Origin of the sequence: Exiguobacterium oxidotolerans JCM 12280 (genome assembly GCF_000702625.1) — a bacterium.
In the GTDB taxonomy this organism is placed as follows: Bacteria; Bacillota; Bacilli; order Exiguobacteriales; family Exiguobacteriaceae; genus Exiguobacterium_A; species Exiguobacterium_A oxidotolerans.
Window position 1 is genome coordinate 580,930 of the sequence record NZ_JNIS01000001.1, and the last position, 21,246, is coordinate 602,175.

General features: G+C 47.7%; 20 protein-coding genes, 1 other RNA gene and 1 other annotated feature. Of the genes, 2 read left to right on the plus strand and 19 right to left on the minus strand.

The window, feature by feature from the left end; genetic code table 11:
* Nucleotides 1-5 precede the first annotated feature (5 nt).
* The 8 genes from P403_RS0103070 to recD2 all read right to left on the minus strand — a co-directional run bounded on the left by P403_RS0103070 (nucleotide 6) and on the right by recD2 (nucleotide 8,450).
* On the minus strand, nucleotides 6-647 hold the full coding sequence (locus tag P403_RS0103070; protein ID WP_029331012.1) for an O-methyltransferase: 642 nt from the start codon (nucleotides 645-647) through the stop codon (nucleotides 6-8).
* A gap of 71 nt (nucleotides 648-718) precedes the next feature.
* On the minus strand, nucleotides 719-1,867 hold the full coding sequence (gene mltG / locus P403_RS0103075) for an endolytic transglycosylase MltG (protein WP_029331013.1): 1,149 nt from the start codon (nucleotides 1,865-1,867) through the stop codon (nucleotides 719-721).
* Between the two features lie 79 nt (nucleotides 1,868-1,946).
* Nucleotides 1,947-2,243 carry a DUF1292 domain-containing protein gene (locus tag P403_RS0103080; RefSeq protein ID WP_235195162.1) on the minus strand — a complete coding sequence of 99 codons (297 nt, stop codon included), beginning with the start codon at nucleotides 2,241-2,243 and terminating at the stop codon, nucleotides 1,947-1,949.
* The gene (locus tag P403_RS0103085; protein ID WP_029331015.1) at nucleotides 2,227-2,514 is read right to left on the minus strand and encodes a DUF1292 domain-containing protein; all 288 of its coding nucleotides are present in this window, start codon (nucleotides 2,512-2,514) and stop codon (nucleotides 2,227-2,229) included. The genes P403_RS0103080 and P403_RS0103085 overlap by 17 nt, the downstream gene beginning before the upstream one ends.
* Nucleotides 2,515-2,527: 13 nt before the next feature.
* Entirely contained in the window at nucleotides 2,528-2,950 is a 423-nt protein-coding gene (ruvX, locus tag P403_RS0103090) for a Holliday junction resolvase RuvX (RefSeq protein ID WP_029331016.1), read from the minus strand.
* Nucleotides 2,947-3,216: an IreB family regulatory phosphoprotein gene (locus P403_RS0103095; protein ID WP_029331017.1), complete on the minus strand. Its 270-nt coding sequence runs from the start codon at nucleotides 3,214-3,216 to the stop codon at nucleotides 2,947-2,949. Before P403_RS0103095 ends, ruvX begins: the two co-directional genes overlap by 4 nt.
* A gap of 34 nt (nucleotides 3,217-3,250) precedes the next feature.
* Nucleotides 3,251-5,893 carry an alanine--tRNA ligase gene (alaS, locus tag P403_RS0103100; RefSeq protein ID WP_029331018.1) on the minus strand — a complete coding sequence of 881 codons (2,643 nt, stop codon included), beginning with the start codon at nucleotides 5,891-5,893 and terminating at the stop codon, nucleotides 3,251-3,253.
* Between the two features lie 331 nt (nucleotides 5,894-6,224).
* Nucleotides 6,225-8,450: an SF1B family DNA helicase RecD2 gene (gene recD2, locus P403_RS0103105; RefSeq protein WP_029331019.1), complete on the minus strand. Its 2,226-nt coding sequence runs from the start codon at nucleotides 8,448-8,450 to the stop codon at nucleotides 6,225-6,227.
* Nucleotides 8,451-8,573: 123 nt separating this feature from the next.
* Here recD2 and P403_RS0103110 point away from each other — a divergent pair, with 123 nt between their 5' ends.
* The gene (locus P403_RS0103110; protein WP_034800839.1) at nucleotides 8,574-9,122 is read left to right on the plus strand and encodes a VOC family protein; all 549 of its coding nucleotides are present in this window, start codon (nucleotides 8,574-8,576) and stop codon (nucleotides 9,120-9,122) included.
* Nucleotides 9,123-9,311: 189 nt separating this feature from the next.
* Here P403_RS0103110 and P403_RS0103120 read toward each other — a convergent pair whose 3' ends face one another.
* Genes P403_RS0103120 through cymR form a run of 4 tightly spaced genes read right to left on the minus strand, consistent with a single transcriptional unit; the run spans nucleotide 9,312 to nucleotide 12,669 of the window.
* Entirely contained in the window at nucleotides 9,312-10,028 is a 717-nt protein-coding gene (locus P403_RS0103120) for a tetratricopeptide repeat protein (protein WP_235195163.1), read from the minus strand.
* Nucleotides 9,982-11,106, minus strand: coding sequence for a tRNA 2-thiouridine(34) synthase MnmA (gene mnmA, locus P403_RS0103125; protein WP_029331022.1), 1,125 nt, complete (start codon nucleotides 11,104-11,106; stop codon nucleotides 9,982-9,984). Before mnmA ends, P403_RS0103120 begins: the two co-directional genes overlap by 47 nt.
* Before the next feature lie 12 nt (nucleotides 11,107-11,118).
* Complete coding sequence (locus P403_RS0103130; RefSeq protein ID WP_029331023.1) at nucleotides 11,119-12,249, minus strand: cysteine desulfurase family protein; 1,131 nt, start codon at nucleotides 12,247-12,249, stop codon at nucleotides 11,119-11,121.
* 12 nt (nucleotides 12,250-12,261) lie between these two features.
* Nucleotides 12,262-12,669, minus strand: coding sequence for a cysteine metabolism transcriptional regulator CymR (gene cymR / locus P403_RS0103135; RefSeq protein WP_029331024.1), 408 nt, complete (start codon nucleotides 12,667-12,669; stop codon nucleotides 12,262-12,264).
* Between the two features lie 67 nt (nucleotides 12,670-12,736).
* On the opposite strand from cymR, the gene P403_RS0103140 reads away from it, so the two are divergent.
* Complete coding sequence (locus P403_RS0103140; protein WP_029331025.1) at nucleotides 12,737-14,050, plus strand: replication-associated recombination protein A; 1,314 nt, start codon at nucleotides 12,737-12,739, stop codon at nucleotides 14,048-14,050.
* 41 nt (nucleotides 14,051-14,091) lie between these two features.
* Here the strand turns inward: P403_RS0103140 and P403_RS0103145 are convergent, their stop codons facing one another.
* From P403_RS0103145 to dtd, 7 genes are all read right to left on the minus strand, one after another.
* Nucleotides 14,092-14,856: a tRNA threonylcarbamoyladenosine dehydratase gene (locus P403_RS0103145; RefSeq protein ID WP_029331026.1), complete on the minus strand. Its 765-nt coding sequence runs from the start codon at nucleotides 14,854-14,856 to the stop codon at nucleotides 14,092-14,094.
* A gap of 108 nt (nucleotides 14,857-14,964) precedes the next feature.
* A non-coding RNA gene (gene ssrS / locus P403_RS16375) (6S RNA) lies at nucleotides 14,965-15,154 on the minus strand.
* An 82-nt stretch (nucleotides 15,155-15,236) separates the two neighbouring features.
* Nucleotides 15,237-16,424: a DASH family cryptochrome gene (locus P403_RS0103150; protein WP_029331027.1), complete on the minus strand. Its 1,188-nt coding sequence runs from the start codon at nucleotides 16,422-16,424 to the stop codon at nucleotides 15,237-15,239.
* A gap of 310 nt (nucleotides 16,425-16,734) precedes the next feature.
* Nucleotides 16,735-17,319 (minus strand): DNA-3-methyladenine glycosylase, encoded by a 585-nt coding sequence (locus P403_RS0103160; RefSeq protein ID WP_029331028.1) that lies wholly within the window; start codon nucleotides 17,317-17,319, stop codon nucleotides 16,735-16,737.
* Nucleotides 17,320-17,440: 121 nt separating this feature from the next.
* The gene (gene aspS / locus P403_RS0103165; RefSeq protein ID WP_029331029.1) at nucleotides 17,441-19,204 is read right to left on the minus strand and encodes an aspartate--tRNA ligase; all 1,764 of its coding nucleotides are present in this window, start codon (nucleotides 19,202-19,204) and stop codon (nucleotides 17,441-17,443) included.
* On the minus strand, nucleotides 19,201-20,481 hold the full coding sequence (gene hisS, locus P403_RS0103170) for a histidine--tRNA ligase (RefSeq protein WP_029331030.1): 1,281 nt from the start codon (nucleotides 20,479-20,481) through the stop codon (nucleotides 19,201-19,203). The genes aspS and hisS overlap by 4 nt, the downstream gene beginning before the upstream one ends.
* A 43-nt stretch (nucleotides 20,482-20,524) precedes the next feature.
* Nucleotides 20,525-20,747, minus strand: a binding site (T-box leader).
* 56 nt (nucleotides 20,748-20,803) lie between these two features.
* A complete protein-coding gene (dtd, locus tag P403_RS0103175) occupies nucleotides 20,804-21,241 on the minus strand; it encodes a D-aminoacyl-tRNA deacylase (RefSeq protein WP_029331031.1) in 438 nt (145 codons plus the stop codon).
* Between the last annotated feature and the right edge of the window lie 5 nt (nucleotides 21,242-21,246).

Here is a 21,246-nt window from a genome sequence, read left to right on the forward strand (position 1 = left end):
CTCCATCATTCCGACTTGATTTTTCGACTTACGGAAACACCGTCTCCGAGCGGAAAAATCGTCGTATCGTATTGTTCTTGTTCCATCATCCAGACTGTGAATTCCTTGACGAGACGGACGAGTCGTCGTCTTCTTCGATCAAACGTTTTTGGATCTGTTTCTAAGACATCACCATGTAAAAATAGATTATCCGTGTATAAAATCCCGCCTATTGGCACAAGCCGCCCATAACCGTTGAAGAATTTTTTATACTGCCCTTTCGCCGCATCGATGAAGATTGCATCGAACTCTTGGTCAAGGGTTTCGGCTAATTCTACTGCATCTGCAAAAACGATGTCAATTCGGTCCGCGACATCTGACCGGGCGATGAATGCTTTTGCTTCTTCATACCGTTTTGCATTTCGTTCGACTGTCGTGATGCGTGCGTTTGGCAATGCACGTGCCATTCGAATCGCGCTATATCCAATTGCCGTCCCTAGTTCGAGTATTCGCTTTGGTTGTTGTAGCGTCAGCAACGATAATAACACTTCTGACCCCGTCAACTCAATGATTGGGATGTGATGTTCCTTAGCATATGCTTCCATCTCTTCGAGTAGCGAATCACGTGGCTTAATCATTGCTTCGACATACGCTGTAAACTCATTCATTCGAACTACTCCTTCTCCGCATAAACAGGTTGACCTGGAACGAAAATACTCGTCCCAAACCAACCCGATGCTCATTGCTCTTTACTTGCTTCGTATTCAACCCATTCCGGTTTATACTTTACGACATTACGTTGATGTTCTTCATACGTCTCTTCGTAAAGAATCTGCCCTTTTGGATTTTTTTCGCTCGGTGGCCGAGCAAAGAAATAAACATACTTTGTTTTATTCGGATTGAGTACGGCGAGTACGGAATCTTTACTGACTGTTGAAATCGGACCAATTGGAATTCCCTCATATTTATACGTATTGTATTTCGAGTTATTCTCAAGATCCTTCAATGTCGTTAATGCCGTGTTTTCTCCCGTACCATACCAGACCGTTGGATCCGATTGAAGTTTCATGCCATCATCAAGACGATTTTTGAAAACGCCAGCGATTTCACGACGGTCTTTCGCTGTTGCCGCTTCACGTTCGACCATCGCACCAAGACTGAGTACTTCATGGAATGTCATTCCTGATTCTTTAATCGCATCTGCATTTGCATCATAAATTTTTTCCATCTCGTCAAGCATCGTTTCAGCAATTTGATTGATGTTTTTCCCTTTATCAAATTCATATGTCGCCGGGAACAAGTAACCTTCAAGGGAGTAGAGTACCCCTTTTTGTTTCACTTCGTCCGTTAACATCGGGTACTTTTCAATCAAACTGTTGATGTACGTTTGATCCGTCAGTGCTTTACGAACGGCATCTTGCTTAAAGCCCGTTGCTTTTGCAATCACGGCGATTTGCCGATCCATCGTAATCCCTTCAGGAATCGTCATCTTGACATCTGCTGCTTTCATGACTTTACCGGTTTTCAACTTATTGATGATTTCGTCCGGTGTCATCGCTTGCGTTAGCGTATACGTTCCCGCTTGGAATGACGATTCATTCTTATAACGAACGTAATAGCGGAAAATCGTTTCATTCGCAATCAAGTCTTTGTCCTTTAGGATACTTGAAATCGTACTTGTTCCAGCACCTAACGGAATTTCGACTTTCACGGATTTTGTTGCGTCCGCATTGACGGGTTCGAGTGAATTTTTTAAAAAGATATAGATTGCCGCACCTGCTACTAAGAAAATCGTGAATAACACTGAAAGGATGATGAGCGTAATCCGGCGTGATGTCCGGCGGCGCTTGTTTTCGATTTCAGCATTGTGCTTCCATTCGTTCTCCATCGGTTCCTCCTTTTTCTCTTAAAACAAGGTGATCTCGAAAGAGCATTGCTCCTTCGACATCACCTTATACACGAGTCGTTTATTCAAGCTCGTCTTCTAATGTATTGAAGACTTCTTCGATTTCATCCCACGTTTCCGTGTCATCTTCTTCGATTGGAACAAGATTGAAGTCATTGTCTCCATCGCCATACTCGTCTAGTTCGTAAACGAAGATGTCGACTTCTTCTGCGTTGTCGTAGTCAGCACCGACTGGCTCGAGGAAGATATACGTTTTGTTTGAGCGTGGGCTCTCATAACGTAACCGCTCCATAAATTCGAAATCATTACCTTCACCATCTGGAATTACGTAACGTGTTGGTTCATTCTGTTGCATCATTCATCCGCTCCTTTAATGCAGTCTCGAGCTCATCCCAAGTCTGCTCATCATTTTCATCGATCAGGCTCAGTTCAAAATCGTCGTCGCCTTCTCCATACTCATCAATCTCACAGATGATTAAATCATCTGCGCCATCTTCTGGATTCCCTATCATTTCGAGGAACAGATACGTTTTCCCTGTTCGCTCGCTGACATAACGGTACCATTCTTCGAAAAGATGTTCGCCACCGTCTTCATCCGGAAAGAGATACTGGCGCTTTTCTTCAGACATCTCATTTCCTCCTTTACCGATTCGCCCGATCCAAATACGATTGTAGGATCATGACTGCCGCCATCTTATCGATGACTTGTTTTCGTTTTTTTCGACTGACATCTGCGTCGATCAACATACGCTCTGCCTGCATCGTCGTGAGACGTTCGTCGACAAGAACTGTTGAAAGTCCTGTCGCTGATTCGATTTCACGCGCGAACGCTTCACTTGCTTCTGCTCGCGGGCCAATCGAACCGTTCATGTTTTTCGGATGTCCGATGACGATGATTTCGACACCGTACTCTTTAATGATTGCCTCTAGTCGCTTGAAGGCGACAGGATAATCGGGTTCTGTCCATTTGACGGTCTCGACGCCTTGCGCCGTCCAGCCCATCAAATCACTCACCGCGACTCCAATCGTCTTCGAACCGACATCGAGTCCGATCGCACGCTTCATTTTTTGTCTCCACTCTCCGACAGATAGGATTTGACGAGTTCTTCAAGCAATTCGTCTCGTTCAATCTTACGGATTAGATTACGTGCATCATTATGACGAGGAATGTAAGCAGGATCCCCAGATAGAAGATATCCGACGATCTGATTAATTGGATGATATCCTTTCTCTTCCAAAGCGTGATAGACCGTCAACAACACTTCCCGTGTCGCTGCTTTACTATCGTCTTCCGGAAAATTAAATTTCATCGTTTGATCCATCTGACTCACGTTAATCACCTCTTTCATTTACACTACTTTTCTATTATGCCAGTGATTGCGCATAATGTGAAGCATACGCCAACGCTTCATTTAATTTCGAAGCATCTTTCCCACCTGCTTGGGCCATATCGGGGCGACCACCGCCACCGCCGCCACAACGTGTCGCAACTTCTTTAATCAACTTTCCAGCATGATAACCTTGGTCGATTAAATCTTTCGAGACACTTGCGACGAGGTTCACTTTGTCGCCTTGAGCACTGCCGAGGACGATGATTGCTGACTCGAGTGAACCTTTCAATTCATCCATCATCCCACGTAATGCATCCATATCAGACACATCGACACGTTTCGAAAGGACTTGGACACCATTGATCAATTCAACGTCATCTTTAAGTGATGCTGCTTCGATATTCGAAAGTTTTGCTTGGAGTGATTCGTTTGCGCGTTCTGTCTCACGTAATTGAACTTGTAACGCTTCGATTCGACTCGGAACTTCCGTCGTTTTCGTCTTCAGGACACGTGCTGCTTGTTCGAGCGTCTCAAGATGCGCATTCATGACACGATATGCACCAGCTCCTGTGACCGCTTCAATCCGACGTGTACCAGCACCGATACCTGATTCAGAAACAATTTTGAAAAGACCGATTTCCGCCGTGTTCTTGACGTGGATCCCGCCACATAATTCGATTGAATACGTTCCTGCCGATACGACACGGACCGTCTCACCATATTTTTCACCGAACAGTGCCATTGCCCCTTTTGCTTTTGCGTCAGCGATGTTCATTTCTTCGATATCAACAGCCAGCGATGCCCAGATTGCCTGATTGACATCCTGTTCAATCGTATTCAGTTCATCTGCCGTGACTGCACCAAAATGAGAGAAGTCAAAGCGAAGACGATCTGCTGACACGAGTGATCCTGCTTGATTGACGTGCGTGCCGAGTGTATCTTTTAGTGCTTTATGCAACAAGTGTGTTGCTGTATGGTTTTTCGTAATGGCTTTACGTGATGCCTCTTCGACCTCTGCGATGACTGAAGCATCCGCGAGTGCAATCCCTGTCCGAACGATGACCGTATGCAAGTTTTGCCCGTTCGGTGCTTTTTGCACGTCTTTGACGTCTAAGACGAAATCTTTTCCTTCAATCGTTCCTGTATCCGCGACTTCACCACCGCTCTCAGCATAAAACGGCGTGATGTCTAAAATGACTTGTGCCTGCTCGCCTGCTGCGACTTCCGTGACATGCTCTCCATCATGAAGTAATGCGACGATCGTTGCATCCGTCTTCACATCCGTATAACCGACGAACCGGCTTGGTACCGTCAATGTCGCAAGCACTTCAGATTGCTGTTGCATCGATCCGCCATCTTCACGTGCCGCACGAGCCCGCTTACGTTGCTCATCCATCGCCCGTTTGAAGCCTTCTTCGTCAACTGCCATTTGATGATCTTCTGCATATTCAACCGTCAATTCGAGCGGGAAACCATACGTGTCATAAAGACGGAATGCATCTTCCCCACTAATCGTATGCTCCCCATTATTTTTAGCCGTCTGAGCGACCGTATTTAAAATCGCGAGACCATCTTGTAATGTTTCGTGGAAACGTTCTTCTTCATTCTTGATGACACGTTTGATGAAGTCCGCCTTCTCTGGAACTTGTGGATAAAAGTCAACCATGACGCCACCGACCGTATCCACGAGCTCGTACATGAACGGACGTTCGATTCCAAGCATTTTCGCATAGCGGACTGCCCGGCGAAGTAAACGACGGAGGACATACCCGCGTCCTTCGTTCGACGGCAATGCGCCGTCGCCAATCGCAAACGAAACTGTTCGGATATGATCAGCGATGACTTTGAATGCTACATCCAGCTTCGCGTCATCACGGTATTTTTTACCACTCATTTCTTCCGTCTTATGGATGATCGGCATGAACAAGTCCGTATCGAAGTTCGTCGGCACGTTTTGTAAGACACTTGCCATCCGTTCGAGACCCATTCCTGTATCGATGTTCTTGCGTGGAAGTTCTGTATAGTTCCCGTTTCCATCATGGTTGTACTGACTGAAAACGATGTTCCAGATTTCAAGGTAACGTTCATTTTCGCCACCTGGGTAGAGTTCTGAATCGTTCGGGTCGTCACCGAAGTCTGGACCACGATCAAAGAAAATTTCCGTGTTCGGACCAGATGGACCTTCACCGATTTCCCAGAAGTTATCTTCGAGCGGAATGATCCGTTCAGCCGGAACACCGAGTTCAAGCCAGATTTGGCGTGCCGCATCGTCTTCCGGATGGATCGTCACAGACAAGTACTCTGGATCTAGACCGTACCATTCGTCACTCGTTAAGAGTTCCCAGCCCCATTTGATCGCATCTTCACGGAAGTAATCACCGACTGAAAAGTTACCGAGCATTTCAAAAAACGTATGGTGACGTGCTGTTTTACCGACGTTCTCGATATCGTTCGTCCGGATCGATTTTTGTGCATTGACGATTCTTGGATTGTCTGGGATGACACGTCCATCAAAATATTTTTTTAATGTCGCGACACCTGAGTTAATCCAAAGCAATGTTGGATCTTCCACTGGTACGAGTGAAGCACTCGGTTCCACAGCGTGACCTTTCGATTGGAAAAAGTCGAGATACATCTGACGGATTTGTGCGCCAGTCAACGGTTTTAATGGTTTCATCGAAAATACCCCCAATTAATTAATAAGTTCATCCTGAACGCAAAAAAAACGATGCATCATCCCCTAGGAAAGGGACGAAAGCATCGCTCTCGTGGTACCACCCTCGTTCGCAACATCCGCTGTTACGGATGTTACCTCGAAAAATCCAATAACGAGGATTAACCGCAAGTGTTTTCACTCGACTCAAGAAGGAGCTTCAAATGAGGCATCACGGAGATGGTTGCAGCAAATCCATCTCTCTCTTCGTCATGATTGCATCACTCTACTTATCTTCCATCAACGTTTTACGTCCATTCATCTAACGTGATTATTACCTATCCAACGTATTCCGTCAAGTCTTTGTCGCACCACCGAGACGTTCAATCAACCGCGTCCGCCGGCGTGGTTCTTCTTCTTGTGATGCCTTGTGAAAGGCGCGTGGATCTCCGAACAACAACAAACTTGTTTTCGCACGGGTCACGGCCGTATAAATTAAGTTTCTCGAGTGCTTAAAGGCGCCCGTGAAGAAGACAGGCATCAAGACAATCGGGAACTCCGACCCTTGGGCTTTATGGATCGTGATCGCATAGGCATGTGTGAATTGGTCCCAGTCACTGCGATTGTATTCGACTTCCGTCTGGTCGAACCGCGCGATGATTTTATCGACTTTATCGACGTTTTCTTTCGCAAAAAAGATGTTGACGATTTCGCCGATATCACCATTGTAGACATTTTCTTCTGCATTGTTGACGAGCTGCAGAATCTTATCCCCGCTCCGGTACAACCGATTTCCTTGCTTCACTTCCCGTTTTTTCGGTGCTTCCGGATTGTAGACATTCTGCAGCGCGAGATTGAGTTCATCAATCCCGACTTGTCCGCGGTACGTCGGGGCGAGGACTTGGACGTCGAACTTCGAGTAGCCTTTTGCTAACGCTTTTTCAGCGAACGCGGCAATCCCGCGTAATGATTCTTGCGGAGCCAGTGAATAAAAACGGCGGTCCGATAACGGTGCCAATAAATCAGCCGATGTGACCCGATTTTTCAAATCGTGAGCCAATCGTAAAATCGATGAATCCTCCGCTTGACGGTGGACGACATTGAGTCGTACGACCGGAATCCCGTCCGTATCCATTAAATCAGCCAACACTTGTCCCGGACCGACCGACGGCAGTTGATCCCGGTCACCAACGAACAAGATTTTCATCCCGTTCGGTACGGCGCGAAGGAGACTCGACAAGAGGTAGATATCAATCATCGATGATTCATCGATGATCAACACTTTTCCGGTGATCGGTTGATCTTCATTCAATTGAAAATTTGAGCCGTCATACTTCAACAGCCGATGAATTGTCATCGCTGGAACATCGGTCGCTTCCGACAATCGTTTTGCAGCACGCCCGGTCGGTGCGACGAGAACGTACGGATACACATCACCTGATTTGACTTGGCTTTTTTCGAGCGGCCAATCATGGATTTCTTGTAAGGCATGTAAGATTCCTTTGATGACCGTCGTTTTACCGGTTCCCGGTCCACCGGTCAAGACCATCAATGGTGCTTTGACGGCCAGTTCAATCGCTTCTCGTTGTTGCGTCGCATATTCCATCCCGAAACGTTCTTCGAGCTGACCGATTGCCGTTAAGATCGTCGCGACATCGACTTCTTGTTCTGCTCCATTCGCCATGACGCGTGCCAGCTCTTTTGCCGCCCTGACTTCCGCATAATAAATCGTCGGCAGATACAGACAGCCTTCTTCGAGTTTTACTTTATCTTCTGTCAATAACAACTCGATTGCCTGTTCGAGTCGTTCGCCTGGGTCTTCCCCTAGCAGGCGGGGAGCGCGTTGCAACAGGGAATCAATCGTCGCAAAAGCATGTCCTTCCCCTGCCTCTTGCTCAAGTATGTGCATGACGGACGCTGCAACGCGTTCCGGGTGAAGACCAACTAACCCGAGATGGGAGGCAATTTGATCGGCCGTCTTAAAACCGATCCCGCTCACTTCGTACATCAAGGAATACGGGTTTTCACGAATCCGCGCCATCGCATCCCCTTCGTACGCCGCATAAATTTTAGCTGCCAGTTTCGGCGTGACGTCGAACGGTGCCAAAAACAACATCAATTGATCAACACCATAGAGCGTTGCCAGTCGACTGAAGATGACGTCAGCTTGTTTTTGTTTAAGTCCAGGCACACGATCGAGGGCACGGCTATCTTTTAAGATGACATCGATCGCATCCTCGCCAAGTGCCTCGACGATATTTTTCGCTGTTTTCGGACCAATGCCGGTAAACGATCCATTCGTCAAAAAGCGGACAGCGGCATGCTTCGTCATCGGAACAGAGCGGCGAATCAACTCTGCCTTTAATTGTTTCCCGAACCGTGGATGATCAATCAATCGTCCGAATGCCTGGTACGTACCGCCAAGTTCAATTCCGACACCTGTTCCCGTCACGACGAGTTCGGTTTCTTTCAATTCAAAGTTTTTTTCCTTCACAGCCACCAATACGATGGAATGCGCTTCTTCTTCGGAGGAGAAGAGCACACGTTTAACACGACCGACGACTTGATGGGGGTGCTCCATCACTCCACCTACTTTCTAAAAGACTACGATCTCACTACGCTCTCACCATCATAGCATTCGTTTAATCGATTTAAAATCAGGGAAAGTGAAGTTGGACTAAAAATCGAATTGGAGGAGAAGCTTGTGGGACGATTACCAATTGCTGGCTTATGTGAATTAGTACTTGAAGTAGAGGATATGGAACGTGCTGTCGACTTTTGGCATGGGACGCTCGGAATACCGATTGTCGAACAATGGGCTCCGGATGACGCGGAACCAAGTAAAGAGCAAGCCACTCAAGACGGCGTTTGGGCGACATGGCTCTATATTGGTGGAAACACGCGACTCGGACTCTGGCTCAAACGAGATTTCACCCTTGAGGAACGGACTGTCAAAAATCTACCGGTCACGAAGTGGGATTCACTTTATGATGAAGGAGGGACTCACGTCCACTGCGCCTTTTACATTGAAAAAAACCGATTCGAGGACGCTCTGAACGTCTTACGGGAAGCAGATATTGCCGTTAAGATTCGAGAATGGGATGAACAAGAAACTTCAAATGATAAAGAATACTCCGCTTATTTTAAAGATACCGAACAAAACGTGATTGAGCTCTATACAAAAAATATGGACGAGGCGTACGAAGACTTTTCTGGTCCGCCGCAACGCGTCGTACGTGAAGTCGGAAACTAATGAACCGCCACCCCACTCACTTCGCCTGGCTATGCACTAAACGATTTTGAATCATAAGAAGTTGTATAAAAAATGGCCGACGATCCCGTGAGAAGTGGAATCGTCGGCCATTTGATTGTTGAAGGACGGAAACATCCGTCACACGGCTTGATGCTGGTCTGACTTATGCGTCAGACCCGTTCATGGACCTTATTTTAACAAAGAATCCATTTTCGCTTTCGCATCTTGCGCGAGCGTATGATTCGGTTGATATTCAAGAACCGTCTCGAGCTCCGTATAACACGCTTCTTGCTGACCAAGAAATGCAAGGGCAATCGCATAGTTATAGCGTGCGTCCGTGTGCGTTTCTTCTAACAACAGGACTTGTTCGAAAATTTCTGCCGCTTCTTCAATCTGTTCGTTTTGCGCGAGCGCAAGGCCGTATTGGAAAGCAATTTCGACGTCCACCCCGTTCAATTCCGTCGCTTGTTTCAAGCGAGGAATTCCCCGGACAGGATCCCCGAGCTTTTGATACGTCAGACCAAGCATGAAGTGTAGATCGGCGTCATCAAGTCCATGGAGTAAGGCGAGTCGTAAGGCATCTTCTGCCTCGACAAGTTGCTCTGCCGCAAAGAACAATGCCCCTTTTGCATAGTGGGCACTTGCGAACGTTGGATCAATCGTCAGCGCTTTTTCATAAAAACGTAATGCCCGGTCCGCGTCATCCATCGATTGAAGCAACGTCCCCAAATTGACATATGCCGTCGGATCATTCGGATTTTCTTCAATCGCATCGTTGAACGCTTGCGCCGCCAGTTCGTAATTTCCCGCTTCTAAATGTCTAAATCCTACTTCGTTATAATTCATCGTGTTCTCTCCCTTATGCAAGATACGTAAGACGTTCGCCCGCTTTGTACGCTTCGTCAATCGTTGCGCCACCTAAGCAGACATCACCATCATAAAAGACGACGGCTTGTCCCGGTGTGATGGCCCGTTGGCGTTCGTCAAAGGCAACATCAAGACGTCCATTTTCAAGCAAGCGGACAGTCACGCCTGAGTCTTCTTGACGGTAGCGGAACTTCGCCGTACACCGGAATGTATCGCCGACTTTCAGTGGTGCCGTCCAGCTGATGTCTGACGCATATAATCCTTCCGAGTAGAGCAGTTCATTATGGAAGCCTTGATCAACGAACAAGACGTTATCCGCAAGATTTTTTCCGACGACGAACCAAGGCTCTCCGTCTCCACCAATCCCTAGTCCATGACGCTGTCCCATCGTATAATACATCAAACCATCGTGACGTCCCATGACTTTCCCGTCGAGTGTTCGCATTTCGCCCGGTTGTGCCGGGAGGTATTGGCTGAGGAATTGTTTAAAGTTCCGTTCACCAATAAAACAGATACCGGTCGAATCTTTTTTCTTCGCTGTCGCCAAGTTCGCTTCTTCCGCGATTTTCCGGACTTCTGATTTTTCCATGTGACCGATTGGGAACATCGCTTTCGCAATTTGGTCTTGTGACAGTTGGTTCAAGAAGTACGTTTGGTCTTTATTCGTATCGACCCCACGGAGTAACTTGTGCTCCCCGTCTTCATAGACCGCACGCGCGTAATGACCTGTCGCGACAAAATCCGCCCCGAGACGCATGGCATGATCAAGAAACGCTTTGAACTTAATTTCCTTGTTACACATGACATCCGGATTCGGTGTCCGACCCAGTTTATATTCATTCAAAAAATACGTGAAGACTTTGTCCCAGTATTCTTTTTCGAAGTTGACTGCATAGTACGGAATGCCGATTTGATTGGCGACCGCAATCACATCTTCATAGTCTTCCGTCGCTGTACAAAAACCGTCTTCATCCGTATCATCCCAGTTTTTCATGAAGATTCCGATGACGTTGTACCCTTGTTCTTTCAGCAAGTGTGCTGTGACGGACGAGTCGACGCCGCCAGACATTCCGACGACGACTGTCGTCTCACTTGGCGCTTTTGCTCTTGTATTCATTGCTTTCACCTCTTATTTGTTCTGAAACGATTTTACGACATCTATCAATCCTTGTGCGAGTAGTTCGACTTGCTCCTTATCGTTTCCCCGTCCAAAACTAATTCGGACCGATTGCCGCGTCCGGTCATTTTCACCGTACATCGCGGACAACACGTGGGACGGTTCAATCGATCCTGCCGTACAGGCACTCCCACTCGAGACGGCAATTCCACGCATGTCGAGCATGATTAAAAACGGTTCAATCTCGACACGTGGGAAATAGAGATTGACGATATGCGGCAGTCCTTTATGACCGTTTTGTTCATAGGAAATCGAGGCGGTATCGAGGCGCTCGAGTAACAAGTGACGCAAGTCTTCCGACTGGGCTTTCAGTATGTCACGTTCTGCTACGATCAATTGAACGGCTTTTGCGAAACCGACGATTCCAGCGACGTTCTCTGTTCCCGCGCGACGCTTCCGTTCTTGTTCACCGCCATATGATTGCGCTTCTAATTGAACACCTGTCCGGACGTAGAGCATCCCGACTCCTTTTGGTCCATTGATTTTATGACTTGATGCCGATAATAGGTCAATTTGACATTCTTCGACGTCGAGACTCAGCTTGCCAAAGACTTGGACCGCATCCGTATGAAAGAGAATATTTTGCTTGTTTAATAGCTGGCCCATTTCCTTGATTGGTTGCAGTGTCCCGACTTCATTGTTTCCGAACATGACCGAAACAAGAATTGTATCCGGACGAAGTGCCGCCGCGAGTGCGTCGATCGTGACGACGCCCGACTCCGGAACTTCTAAATACGTCACGTCAAATCCACGTTTTTCGAGTTCCTCGAACGCATGCAAGACGGCATGATGTTCAAAGCGTGTCGTAATCACGTGGCGACCTTGTGTTTGATATTTCATCGCAGCACCAAGAATCGCATAGTTATCCGACTCCGTTCCACCCGCCGTGAAAATGATTTCATTCGGTTTGGCATTCAGTTCACTCGCAAGTGTTCGACGTGCCGCGTCGATTGCAGCTCGTCCCGAACGTCCAAAGGCATGGACGCTCGAAGGATTACCAAACTGTTCGAGCATATATGGAGTCATTGTTTGTAGTACATCAGGGTGCATCGGCGTTGTCGCTGCATGATCAAAATATATCATTTGTCTCACCTTTCATATATAGAACATATATCCAGTATCATCATCTTCCGCTAAATCTTTTAATGTCGTCGAATCAAGTACTTGATCGACTGCACTTTGGATTTTATCCCATAATTTACGTTTCGTCACTTCATCACAATTGTCCCCTTCGACAACGACGAGTGGTCCTTCAAGCAAACGAATGATATCACCGGCTGTGATTTCTTCCGCTTTTCGTCCTAATTTGTATCCACCGTAAGCACCACGGACACTTTTGACGAGCCCGCCATTACGGAGCGGGGCAATCAATTGTTCCAAGTAATGCTCCGACAGATTATACATCTGGGCAATTTTCTTTAAGGATAGCGGCTTTTGTTCGCCTCCTTTAGCGAGTGCGATCATGATTGTCAGACCATAACGGCCTTTCGTCGAAATTTTCATCATGCGAAATAACATCCTTTCTAGTATAGTAGGAGCTGAATCCACGTGGAAAGAAGGAACGCTACCTATGGCTAATTTATTTGAATCAAAATATCCTGCTGGACCGCTCGCCAACCGGATGCGTCCTCAGTCACTGGAGGAAATCGTTGGTCAACGGCATTTGATTGGAGAGACGACCCTTTTACGTCGTGCCATTCTTGCCGATCGACTCGGAACGGTCATCTTTTACGGACCACCGGGAACCGGAAAAACGACACTGGCGCGTGTCATCTCGAGCTATACGAAGTCGGCTTTCGAACAGTTGAACGCCGTCACCGCAAAACTCGATCAATTACGCGATGTCTTGAAGGCAGCAGAATCTCGCCTACAGTTCGATGATCAAAAAACAATCCTCTTTTTAGATGAAATCCATCGTTTCAATAAAATGCAACAAGACGCGTTGCTCCCTGCTCTTGAAGCGGGTACAATCACCTTGATTGGGGCGACGACAGAAAATCCGAGCTTTGAGGTCAATGCCGCCTTACTTTCCCGGGCGACCGTCTTTCGGTTCGAGCCGCCGACTGCAGACGACTTACGTGTCGTGCTTAACCGCACGTTACAAGATAAAGACCGTGGTCTTGGAAAATATCCGATTTCGATTACAGAAGAAGCGATTGATCATTACGTTAAACTATCTGACGGCGATTACCGTGCCTTATTGAATGCACTCGAGCTCGCCGTCTTGACGACTCCGGAAGTCGACGGAGAAATCACGATTGATCTCGCCGTCGCCGAAGAATCGATTCAGCAAAAAGCATTGAAATACGATAAAGACGGTGATCGCCATTATGACGTTATCTCGGCTTTCATTAAATCTATCCGCGGATCCGATCCGGACGCAGCATTATATTGGCTCGCCGTCATGATTGAAGCGGGCGAAAGTCCTCGTTTCATCGTCAGACGGTTGTACGTCCATGCCGCGGAAGACATCGGGCTATCGGATCCACAAGCTCTGTTGATTGTCGACGCTTGTGCTCGTGCGTGTGAATACGTCGGTTTTCCGGAAGCACGAATTCCGCTCGCTGAAACGGTGTTGTACTTGGCGACGGCACCTAAGTCAAATACCGTCATCACAGCAATCGACAAGGCGCTGGCTCTCGTACGACGTTCGGACGGCGGACCGGTCCCACCGCATCTTCGTGACGCCCATCATCCCGGTGCAGAAGCACTCGGAAATGGTGTCGCTTATCAATACCCGCACCAATTCCCTCACGCTTACGTGAAACAAAGCTATTGGCCGGAAAACTTAGCGCGGACGAAACCGGTCTTTTATGAACCAAGTCCACGCGGCTTCGAGAAACAGCTCCAAGCCCGACTCGAGTTTTGGAAAAAACAGCCGTAACCATTCAAGATGCGAAAAAGCGACCGAAGTGGTCGCTTTTTTTAACGGACGCGTTCGATCGTAACGCCTGCTTCGCGAACGATCTCATTGATGACGTGACTTGCTGCAATCAAACCACCGACCGACGGAACGAATGCGTTCGAACTTGGTGGCATCTTCGCTTTTCGAATGACTGCTTCGTCATTTCCGACGACTTGACGCACTTCTTCGATTGTTTTGACAGGTGGTTCATCCGAAAAGACGACAGGAACACCTTTATGGATCCCTTCCTTGCGTAAACGTGTCCGGATGACTTTTGCTAATGGATCATATGTCGTATCTTTGATGTCAACGATCTTAATCCGTGTCGGATCCATTTTATTTGCCATCCCCATGCTCGAGATGATTGGAATGTTGCGTCGTTTACACTCTTTAATCAAATGAATTTTAAACGAGACAGTATCTGATGCATCGATGACATAGTCCGGTTGTTGGTCAAAAAAGGATTCGTACGTTTCTTCATTGTAGAACATCTTCAGGCGGACGATTTCTAAATCGGGATTGATCAACATCAACCGATCTGCCATCGCATCGACCTTCGGTTGTCCGACGGTCGGCAGCAGGGCATGGATTTGGCGATTGACGTTCGTGATATCGATGTCATCTTTATCGACGAGAATCAATCGTCCGACACCACTCCGGGCCAGTGCTTCTGCCGAAAATGATCCGACGCCGCCAATTCCTAAGATAGCGACAGACTTTGATGCCAATGCTTCAAGTCCCGTCTTACCGATTGCTAATTCATTACGTGAAAATTGATGTAACATGTCTCTAACCTCACAATTCTCATACTGTTTTACTCGGAATTATATCATAAAAAAAAACGTCATGCGACGTGTCTTTTTTTAATCATTTTTAATTTTAATAAAAAGACGATGGGACCCGAAGTGCCGTGTCGATACCTTATTTTTGAACCTGCTGTGCAGGTGGGTGTCTTATCCGATTCCTATTCGTACGTCCTCCTGCTGTGTTACGAGGCATGTACTACTAGTTGGAACGTCAAACTCCCTATCAAAAAAGAGTGGCTCAAAGATAAAAGGCGGCTCTCGTACATCTCAGGAACCCCATCTGTTGCATTTAATATAGCATTCCCCTAACCGAATTGCAACTCAATCTGCTTCTAAAAAAATGATATTTTTTTAACGACTCAGGGTGATGTCCAACGCCTCGTGAAGGCGCCTGTCGGATCATACATTTGTTGCTGAAAAATAGGATTGAAGCGTGGAATTCGAGTCGCATTTCCGACACCTGCGATATAAGCCCAGTTACCATAATTTGAAGCGACGTCATAATCGATCAGTTGGCTTTCAAAGTATGACGCCCCGACGCGCCAATCCTGTCCAAGCTCATGAATCAAATAACTCGCAGTAATTTGTCGCCCACGATTCGACATCCATCCCGTTTCTCGAAATTCATGCATGAAGGCATCCACGAACGGTTGCCCAGTTCGTCCTTCGATCCACATCGAAATGATTGACTCGTCCGTCGGCCAGACGTTACTCCCTTCTCGTAAACCTTGCGCAAGAAATAATCGATTCCCCGTCTCTCGCATCGTGAAATGAAAGAAGTCGCGCCAAAGTAACTCGAAATACAACCAGTATGTCGATTCATTAGCACCATGCCGTCTTTCTACGCTTTGAAGTTCTGCCATGACCCGGCGTGGGGATAAGGAACCGTTCGCTAACCAGGCCGATAATTTGGAGGAATCATCCCGACCGAAACCATTCCGTGTTTCCTTATACGTAAAAATAGGTCCTTCCAGATATGCTTTTAATTTTGCACGCCCCGTCATCTCCCCTCCTTCAAAGGGAAACGCATCACCTGATGCATAAGCGGGTAACGTAATAGCAGCCGCAGGGTCTTCAATCGCAACTGGTTGTTCAAAATGTCCCGACCGCTCGACTTTCTTGCGAAAGGCTGAAAAGACATGCGCCAATTTGTCGCTACCGATTTGTTCACGGCGATACAACGTCTGCGTTTCATAGATGTGTGCCGTGAATTGTGCAAGCACTGCCCGCTCATCAATTGATTCGTAATACCCCGTCATCCGATGAAAGTAAACGACGTCTCCCGGCTTCATAAACCGTCCCAACTGTTCGCTGACGTCCCCGGTTAAAATCGTTAACTCGATTCCGAGTCGTCCTAACTCCTCCTGAAGCGTCTGTAACGTTTCACGCTCAAATTTCATTTGAGCACGTCCACGTTCAAATCGTCTCGTATTTAACGGTTGTTGAACAAAGACAGCTTTGACCGTTGAATGTGCCTGACGTGCCTGCGCTAAGGCTTCGTGATCGTCGACACGTAAATCAGCACGGTACCATACGATTCCACTCATCATCTCGTCTCCTTTCACCCTCGTCCTGTTTCATCATCTCAAGGATTTCGGGATTCGCCTACTCTGCAATATGCCGAAAAGGTTTCAGCTTTTTGTTTTCGTGGAATATAGTTAATACAAAACGGTGTAAGGAGTGACAGACAGATGGCTAAAAAAGGAAAATTAAGAACGTTAATCACGCTCGCGACGACAGTTGGACCAATCGTCTATAAGTTTTATAAACAACAACAATCTAAAAAAACAACGAACACTCCTAAATAAAACGTCAAGACGCGACGGACTTCATTGTCCCTCGCGTCTTTTTTTGTTGTCACTTTTTACTGACACCAGGACTTCCCTCTTCATAAAACCGCCACGGATAGTGTGTCGCTTCACCGGCATTCGGAATCCCAATCCGTGTCGTCTCGATGATTTGTCCAGACTGACCCGCAACGAGCCGAAAACGTTCTTGATATAAATCTTCCCCCGACTCAGCAGTCGTTAAGCCAAAGGCCTGACAGAGCTTCGCTGGTCCGTTGACCAAGTTTTTGAGTTGGGTGTTCGTCAGTTCGTGATACGATCTATGAAATCGACGATAGGCGATGATCTCATGACCTGAAATGATTTCCGCTCCCCGCAGTAAGACGGCATACCCTTGCCCGACCTCTCCACAGACAAAATTCAAGCAATGATGCATGCCATAAGTAAAGTAGACATAGAGATGCCCTGCTTCACCGAACATCGGTGCCGTTCGTTTCGTCGGACGGCCACTGTAGGAATGTGCAGCTTGATCATCCGGTCCGAGATACGCTTCGACCTCGACGATTCGCATCGTCACGTCATCGACCGTCAGAACACTCCCAATCAATTCTTTGCCGACTTCAAGCGGTGACCGTTCAAAAAAACTCCGTTCCATTGTTGCTCCCTCCTAATCTTCCAATCACTCTTAAAAAATCAGAATCTTGAATTAGTCAAAACCCATTTAACTAAAAGAAACAGACTCCCTTCCAAAAGAGGAAGAAAGTCTGATGTGATGATTATTGTTTGACAGCCGTCCGGATTGACAACTCATTTAATTGTGCGTCCGAGACCGGGCTCGGTGCTGCAGTCAACAAGTCGCTCGCTGACGCCGTTTTCGGGAACGCAATCGTATCGCGTAAATTCGTCCGTCCCGCAAGTAACATGATCAAGCGGTCAAGACCGAGTGCGATACCGGCGTGCGGCGGTGTACCGTATTCAAAGGCTTCCATCAAGAATCCGAACTGTTCGTTCGCTTCTTCTTCCGTGAAACCAAGTAATTTGAACATCCGCTCTTGGATATCGCGCTCATAAATCCGTTGCGATCCGCCACCTAACTCATACCCGTTCAAGACTAGGTCATAGGCGACGGCAAGGACGTTACCTGGGTCCGTTTCAAGTTTGTCGAGGTCTTCACGGCGTGGCATCGTGAATGGGTGGTGGTTCGCATAGAAACGGCCGTCTTCTTCTTCGAATGTTACGAGTGGGAAGTCCGTCACCCAGAGGAAGTTAAAGACCGTTTCGTCAATCAAACCAAGTTCTTTCGCCAGTTTTTGACGAAGTGCACCAAGGCTATCCGCGACGATCGACGCTTTTGCTGCGACGAAGACGAGTAAGTCACCTGCTTCTGCTTCCGTTGCTGCGACGAGACGCGCAACCGCTGCTTCGTCAAAGAATTTCGCGATTGGTCCGTTTAAGCCGTCCGGAGTCACTTTGACCCAGGCGAGACCTTTCGCGCCGTAAATTGCCGTGAACTCTTGTAATTTATCGATGTCTTTGCGTGAGAAGTTGTCTGCTGCCCCTTTGACGTTCAATGCTTTGACTTCGCCACCGGCTTCAAGCGCCATATCGAAGACTTTAAAGCCTGCCCCTTTGACGGCTTCCGCAACATCGATCAGTTCGAGACCGAAGCGTGTATCCGGTTTGTCCGAACCGAATCGGCTCATCGCTTCTGCGTATGGCATCCGTGGGAATGGTGTCACGATGTCTTTTCCGAGTGTCTCTTTCATGACACGTGTCATCATCGACTCCATCATCGCATACAAGTCTTCCACGTCCATGAAGCTCGTTTCGATATCGACTTGCGTGAACTCCGGCTGACGGTCTGCCCGTAAGTCTTCGTCACGGAAACAACGTGCGATTTGGAAGTAGCGCTCAAAACCAGATACCATCAATAACTGTTTAAACAACTGTGGTGATTGTGGTAACGCATAGAATTCACCTGGGTGGACACGGCTTGGTACGAGATAGTCACGCGCGCCTTCCGGTGTCGATTTCGTCAAGATCGGTGTTTCGACCTCAAGGAAATCTTGCTCGTCAAGGAAGTTCCGCATGATGTTCGAAGCTTTCGAACGGAGACGGAATGTCTCTTGGAGCGACGGGCGACGTAAATCAAGGTAACGATACTTCAAACGAAGATCTTCTGATGTTTGCTCTGCTTCCTCACTGATTGGGAATGGCGTCATTTTTGAAGCGTTCAAAATAACGACTTCATCCGCAACGACTTCAACGAGCCCCGTCGGCATGTTCGGGTTCGGATTTTCGCGTTGGACGACTTTCCCTTTAATATCAAGCACGTACTCGGAACGAATCGATTCCGCTAAGCGGTGTGCTTGTTCGTTTTCCGGTTGGAAGACGACTTGGACGATTCCTGTCCGGTCGCGGAGATCGAGGAAAATCAAGCCCCCGAGGTCGCGTCGTTTTTGAACCCATCCTTTTAGTTGGACGGACTGTCCGATGACGTCTTCCGTCACGTGTCCATTCATATGTGTGCGTCCGATCATTGTGTTGCCTCCTTTAATTTTGCGACGATCGTATCTGCGACCGCCGACAAGGGAACATCTGTCTGTTCGCCTGTCTCCATATTTTTTAATGCTGCGGCACCACGCTCGACTTCTTCATCACCGAGGATGACCGTATACCGCGCCTTCATCCGGTCCGCTGCCTTGAACTGCCCTTTAAATTTGCGACCGAGATAATCACGATCTGCCGTGAGTCCTTCGAGACGCATCAATTGGAGCAGGCGTGTCGCTGTTTTTTCGACTTCTTCATTGCCTTGGGCGACGATGAAGACATCAATCGCTTCGTCGATTTCCGGCAAGACTTGTTCATTCTCAAGTGCCATCAAGAGACGCTCGATGCCGATCCCAAACCCAATCCCTGGTGTCGCAGGTCCACCGATTTGTTCGACGAGACCGTTATACCGTCCACCACCGCAAAGCGTCGTAATCGCACCGAAACCTTCTGCCTCGGACATGATTTCAAATGACGTGTGGTTGTAATAATCAAGACCACGGACGAGTGTCGGATCGATGACATATTCAATCCCTAATGCATCAAGGTGCGATAAGACTTGATCGAAGTAGTCTTTCGACGCTGCATTCAAGAAATCGAGAATCGAAGGTGCCGTCGCCATACTCGGGTGATTCCGGTCGACTTTACAGTCAAGGACACGCAACGGATTCGCTTCCAAGCGGTTTTGACAATCTTGACACAATTCGTGTGCGACCGGCTTGAAGTGGTTGACGAGTGCTTCACGGTGTGCGGCACGACTTTCGCTGTCACCCAGTGAGTTGATGACAAGTTTTAATTGTTTCAGACCGAACGACCGGTAGATACTCATCGCGAGACTGATGACTTCTGCATCGATTGCCGGTTCTTCACTGCCAAGCGCTTCGACGCCGTACTGGTGGAGCTGACGGAAACGTCCTGCTTGCGGACGTTCATAACGGAACATCGGTCCGATGTAGAACAATTTCGTCGGCTGGTTCGGTGCTCCGTACAGTTTGTTCGTCACGAATGACCGTACGACCGCTGCCGTCCCTTCCGGACGAAGTGTAAATTGATCTTTCCCGCGTTTTTCGAGCATGAACATTTCTTTTTGAACGATGTCGGTCGTTTCTCCGACACCCCGTTTGAAGAGTTCTGTTTCTTCAAAGATTGGTGTCCGAATTTCTTTATAGTTGTATCGTTTACTAATCTCACGTAATTGATTTTCGATATACTGCCAGCGTTCAACCGTCCCCGGAAGGATATCAAACGTACCGCGTGGTAATTTCATCCTAATTCCTCCTTAAAAATGAATACAAAAAAGTCCTCGTCCGCAAAGGGACGAGAACTTGAAGATCCCGTGGTACCACCCTGGTTGCTGAAAAAATTCAGCCACTCGGTGCAGTTAACGCCTGCTTACGATTTTCCCTACTGCAGTGTTCAGGAAAATACCTCGGAAGGGTCTTTCATCCAGGTCATCTGATCACCCTTTCAGCCAAGGGGCGACTCTCTAAGCAGACGAGGTCTTGAATTACTCCTCTTCGTCATCGGTTCTATAATCGTTCTGTTACCATTTATATTGCATCGTTCCCGAAGTCCTGTCAAGACTTTGGTCACTTTTCTAAAATTAACGTGACCGGTCCGTCATTGATGAGGGCGATATCCATCATCGCACCGAACTGTCCCGTTTCGACCGTTGTCCCGTTCGAACGAATCCGTGTATTGAAAGCTTCATAAAGTTCATTTGCAAGATCTGGCTTCGCGGCTTCGGTAAATGCCGGACGCCGCCCTTTTTTGACGTCTCCGTATAACGTGAACTGGGAGACCGATAAAATCTTCCCGTCGACATCATCGAGCGAACGGTTCATCCGTTCTTCCTCATCCTCGAACACGCGTAGCCCGGCAATTTTATCTGCTAACCAATTGACTTGATCGAGCGTGTCCTCATGCGTGACCCCGACGAGCAATAAAAATCCCCGATCGATTTGACCGATGATCGTTCCGTCGACCGTCACGCTCGCTTCTTTGACGCGTTGTAAAACGACTCTCATCCTAT